This is a genomic window from Patescibacteria group bacterium (assembly GCA_027858235.1).
Lineage (GTDB): Bacteria > Patescibacteriota > Patescibacteriia > Patescibacteriales > BM507 > BM507.
Genome location: JAQIDC010000042.1, coordinates 1 through 5,666 on the forward strand (window position 1 = coordinate 1; position 5,666 = coordinate 5,666).

General features: G+C 31.8%; 5 protein-coding genes. All 5 read left to right on the plus strand.

Annotated elements, in window-relative coordinates:
* A partial coding sequence (locus PF572_03930) for a hypothetical protein (protein MDA3840216.1) occupies nucleotides 1-197 on the plus strand: 197 nt, incomplete at its 5' end.
* A gap of 502 nt (nucleotides 198-699) precedes the next feature.
* A complete protein-coding gene (locus tag PF572_03935; protein MDA3840217.1) occupies nucleotides 700-1,536 on the plus strand; it encodes a hypothetical protein in 837 nt (278 codons plus the stop codon).
* An 88-nt stretch (nucleotides 1,537-1,624) separates the two neighbouring features.
* On the plus strand, nucleotides 1,625-1,852 hold the full coding sequence (locus PF572_03940; GenBank protein MDA3840218.1) for a hypothetical protein: 228 nt from the start codon (nucleotides 1,625-1,627) through the stop codon (nucleotides 1,850-1,852).
* A gap of 431 nt (nucleotides 1,853-2,283) precedes the next feature.
* The gene (locus tag PF572_03945; GenBank protein MDA3840219.1) at nucleotides 2,284-3,549 is read left to right on the plus strand and encodes a site-specific DNA-methyltransferase; all 1,266 of its coding nucleotides are present in this window, start codon (nucleotides 2,284-2,286) and stop codon (nucleotides 3,547-3,549) included.
* A gap of 12 nt (nucleotides 3,550-3,561) precedes the next feature.
* Entirely contained in the window at nucleotides 3,562-5,346 is a 1,785-nt protein-coding gene (locus PF572_03950) for a DGQHR domain-containing protein (protein ID MDA3840220.1), read from the plus strand.
* The last annotated feature ends 320 nt before the right edge of the window (nucleotides 5,347-5,666 follow it).

Genomic DNA, 5,666 nt, shown 5'->3' on the forward strand with positions numbered 1-5,666 from the left:
ACGCAGGAAAAACAAAACTGGTTATACATTTGCTATCCCCGGGATTTAAGCCGGTACAAATCACTTCCGATTTAAGAAGCTTTTGGGATAACACCTATTTCGAGGTCAGGAAAGAATTAAAGCGACGTTATCCTAAACATTCATGGCCTGATGACCCCTGGAACGAAACAGCCATTCGGGGTGTAAAACGTAAATAGAAGTATTAAGAAACTCTGTTTAAGGTTAAGGTTATCCGGTTATATCCCCATCGCAGCCGCACGATTTTATCGTGTGGTTTAGCCGCAGGCTAATTATTAGTATTTTAAAATTTGGAAAAACAAATTATTAATGAGCCATAATTACAAGAAGATTATAGAAACAGCAGTGCTGCAGATTATGCCGGAGAAAAGGGAATGTTGGATAATGTTATTGTAGTAAAATAAATACAAACCACGCGATACAATCGCGCGTTAGCAGAGGTAGTGAACTTCAAACATTTCGTTCAATATCGACTTTTTCAATCATTACGTTGATGTTTTTTCGTTTTTTAATCAACGCATTGATTGTTTTAGGGTATTTATTAGTCAACATATTGATTGTTTAAAAATTTCTAGCATCTTTGTGAAAATAAAAAATGACTTATGGAAGTTCTGTTTCAACGATTTACATAGAAATATGCCCGGACACAAGTAAAGACTACGCGCCTGCTTGAGCAAGAAATTGATTGGGATAACCAACTTATTGGAAATAAACAGGGGAAAAGCTGATTTGAGCCGCAGGGCGGTAATGTACAACATGTGCGGACTTTCACTCAGGGAGTTTATTAATTTCGAAACCGGTGAAAAATTTGAGCCCATAAGTTTTGAAGAATTAATGACGAACCACCGGCAGATAGCAGCTGAAATAATTAGCAAAATAAAACCATTGATGTATTTTGCCAGGTACTTACAATATGGCTACTACCCTTTCTATCTCGAAAATAAAAACACCTACCACAGCAAACTTGAGCAAGCTGTACACCTTATACTTGATGTTGATATACCGCAATACGAGCAGGTTCAGATATCGAATATTATAGCCATGAAAAGGCTTTTGCAAATTATTGCTTCATCGGTTCCCTTTAAGCCTAACTATACAGCCATTAGCCAGCGTAGCGGCATTAGTATAAACTCACTTAAAAGCTACATTTCGTACCTAAGCGATGCCGAACTAATTTTGCTCTTGCACCCGCGAAACAAGGGCATGGGCAACTTGGGCAAGCCTGAAAAGATTTATCTTCAGAACCCTGGGTTGGTCTATAATATGGTGGGCAAAAATGCTGAAATTGGCAACGTACGCGAAACATTCTTCTATAACCAAACAAGCCGTATGGCTGAAGTAAATGCCTCACCACAAGCCGACTTTTTTGTAAACGGCCAATATACTTTCGAGATTGGGGGTAAAAACAAAAAGAAAAAACAAATTGCCAATGTACCCGATTCGTTTATTGTGATGGACGACATTGAAACCGGATACGATAATGTAATCCCCTTATGGATGTTCGGATTCTTGTATTAATGCTGTTTTTATTATTCAGATAACATATTTATATTTGTTTTATCCTTATTAAACCATTGTTAAACTAAAACATCATTATATCATTATCATGAAAATATTACGACTCAAAACTCTACTTAAAATACTGTCAGTCTTATTTCTTGCTTCCAATCTTTCATGTATTAAAAATTCCAGAAATGAAATACTTGAAACGAACTCATTTTACACCATTCCATTTGCTGAAATAGTCAAAACCAAAAGTGAAGTTAGATTGTCAGAATTTGCAACGGATGTTGAATTCATTCAGTTTGAAAACACTCTGCTCCCCCTCGTTTAGCTTCAGCGTAACTGCCTCCGATAAAACATCGGGAAGGGGTTTACTCCCTGTCGTTTGTAACGACACATTGTTATTTGGTTGCTGCAAGCATCAAATGACTTCTTCCTACACCAACAAGCAACAAATGACTACTGACCAATGACTAATCACAATTTGCTTTATTCAACAATAATTTTTAGCTTAGTAAGCTGAATATAAACAGAAAACGCCGGTGCCCCATAAACCCACCATAACACTTCAGCACAATGTTCACAGATAAAAATCCATTTGTAATATAGATTTATAAGATATAAAACAACACATAAAAGGAATAAACTCAATTGTATTTAGCCAAATGTTAGGCAAAATTAAAGAAGCCAGTTAGCTACTTAAGGTTGAAATTATAAAAGTGTATATTTGAACCTTATTTGATTTTAAGAATAGATTTTAGAATGAGTAAAGATATAGATCAACAAAATATTAACGTAGTACACAACATAGACTCCCGAAAGTTATCAGAAATAATTTCGCCTGATGTAAAGGTACAAACGACTATTACCTCTCCTCCATATTTTGATATGAAAGATTATGGCGCAAAGAATCAAGTAGGGTTTGGTCAGAACTATGAGGATTACCTTGACGATTTGCAATCAATTTTTGGAGATGTTCTTGAAAGGACAAATGACGACGGAACACTTTGGATCATTATTGATTCCTTTAAAAGAGATAATCAGATTGTAACACTTCCTTTTGATTTGTCTAATAAACTAAAGGAAATAGGTTGGTTGTTACAAGATGTCTTGATTTGGAAAAAAGATAAAACAGTTCCTTGGTCTAAAAATGGCTTTATACAGAGGAAATTTGAATATATTTTGTTCTTTTCAAAGTCCCCTAAATTTAAAACTAATAAAGATAGTGTTAGGGTTTATGATACATCCCAACTAAAAAAATGGTGGGTTAAATATCCTGAAAGATATAACCCTAAAGGCAAAGCACTTGATGAGATATGGGAATTCCCAATTCCAACACAAGGATCTTGGGGTGACCAATACGTAAGACACTTTTGCCCCTTACCAAAAGAAATGGTAGCGACAATGATTGTATTGAGTACAAATGAAGGAGATGTTGTATTAGATCCTTTTGCGGGTAGTGGCACAGTTCTTTCTCAATCCGCGAATATGAAAAGAAATTATATAGGTTTCGAACTTAATAAAGATTATATTAAAATGTTTGAAGCATATCTAAAGAAATCACAAGAGACAAACCAAAAGGAGTACGAACTTTTTAAAGGGAATAACAATCAATCAAATTTCGAAAATACAATTCTTGAACTTAGGAGCTTAAAGTATGCTAGAGTTTTATTGAACAATATTCAAAAATCTACAGGCTTAGAAAAATTTCGAATTTTTGTTGAAACTAAAAACACAAGCAATGTTTCAAACAAGTTAATTAAGGTTGACTTTACATTTTTTGGTACTTATGATGAAACAATTAATTTAGAATTAATATCCGAATTTATTAACAAGCCACCGTTATCGAAGTTTGGGATTGAACCTAATTTCATATTTAAAAAAGCTTTAAAGCTCAATAATGAAAAACATTATGGTTATACAACAACTAACTCTTATTCATACAATAGACAATACGAATTGAATTCTGAAAAAATAAGAGTTATTAGTAAAATATGTGTTGATCTTAATGAAAATGACTACCTCTAAATCACATTTTTTATGAGAAGAACAAAAAAGAAAAAAACTACAAAAAGAAAAAAACTTTCTCCACAAGAAAAAGCACAGAGGTTAGAACAGAGAAATCAAAAAAAAGAAATTAGAACCATAATGAAAAATATGGGGTTTAATAGACTCTCATATATTGATGGTAAACATTTCATATATAATGAGAGAAGATCTGAGATGGATGATATTTTTATAAATGAAAACATCATTCTAATTACAGAATATACTATTGGAGACCCGGGAACACACTTGCTTAAGAAAAAAATATTCTATGATAAAATAACAGAGGATAAAAGAGAATTTATAGATTTCATGCTTAACACTGAGAAACTAAAGAGTTTTAAAGAGTATTATGACACTAATATAACAGGAAAATACTCAAAGAATCAATTACAGATACAAATAGTATATTGCTCGAAAAAATCAATTTCATCAGAACACAAGAATCAATTAAAAAATGTTGTTTTCTTTGACTATCAGATAGTACAATACTTTAAAAGTTTAACTAAAGCAATAAAAAGGTCTGGTATTTATGAGTTTTTAGAATTTATAGGGGTTCCGATAGAAAAACTTGGGGATAACATTAAAAATTCTTCATCTCGAACACCTCAAACATTTAAAGGAAATATCTTACCGGAAGAAAAAAGCAAATTTGATGAAGGCTATAAGATTGTATCATTTTATATTGATGCAGAATCTTTATTAAGAAGATCCTATGTTTTACGCCAAAATGGATGGAAAGATATTGATAATGCAGGACATTATCAAAGAATGTTAGAATCAAGTAAAATCTCTAGTATGCGGAAATACTTATATGAAAAAGATAGGGTTTTTATCAACAATATTATTACAACAATTTCTACAGATAAAATTAAACTATATGATAGAGACGGAAAGCCTTTAGCACTAAAAGAAAACGGTCAATTTGTAAATAGTGATTCATCAGAAATTGCACCAGCAAAAATTGAAATCGATGACTCTTGTAATATTATTGGATTAATTGATGGGCAACATAGAACATTTGCTTACCATGAAGGAGATGATATCTACGAAGAGAAAATTTCTAATTTGCGAAAAGAACAGAATTTACTTGTAACAGGCATTCTTTTTCCTGAAGATGAAACGCAGGCAAAAAGATTAAAATTTGAAGCAAATTTATTCTTAGAAATTAATTCTAAACAGAAAAATGTACCATCCTATATTCAACAAGAAATAGAATTAATGGTTAGTCCGTTTTCTTCTATTGCAATTGGTAAGAAAATACTCCTCAGACTAAATCTTAGTGGACCACTGTGTGATTTAATTGAAATGTATTGGTTTGAAAAGAAGAAAATAAAAACAGCATCAATTGTTAGTTATGGTTTAAGACCTTTAGTGAAAATTGAAGATGAAAAATCAAAAGATAGCTTATATACCAAATGGAATAATTCAGATAAACAGAAATTAAAATTAAAAGACATATCTGATTCTGATCTTTTAAATGAATATATTAATTTCTCCGTTGAAAAGATTAGAGATATTTTAATTGCATTTAATGCAAAATTAAGTTCGGAACAATGGCAAACATATAGTCCAAGTAATCCCAAAGGATTACTAACAGTCTCATTTATTAATGGTATTCTAAATGTTGTTAGAATATTGGTCGAGAATAATGAAATATCAGATACTGAAACATATAAAAGTAAATTAAAAGGCATTGAGAAATTTGAATTCAAGAAATTTAAATCAAGTCAATACAGAAAGATGGGTGAAGAGATTTATAATCAATATTTTAAATAAAAAAACTTTGCCTAATCGAATTCTAAGACTAAAACAAATTTCTTTCTAAATTATTTCTTTTAATTTTGATATTGCCGAACAACGACTGACGGTGAATTTTATACCGAAGAGTCACAAAATAGCAGGGTGCGTTTTTGTAAGCGCACTTTTTTTATTATTACAGTTATCGAACCTGTAATAATAAGCCGAACAACTTCCTGTCTATTTCGGACTATATTGACCCCTTTGGACAACTCTACCAACAAAAACAACGGGACGGAATAACAGGTCATAACAATTGAAAATTGGGAAAACAATTCACTCAATAAATGTTATCATTT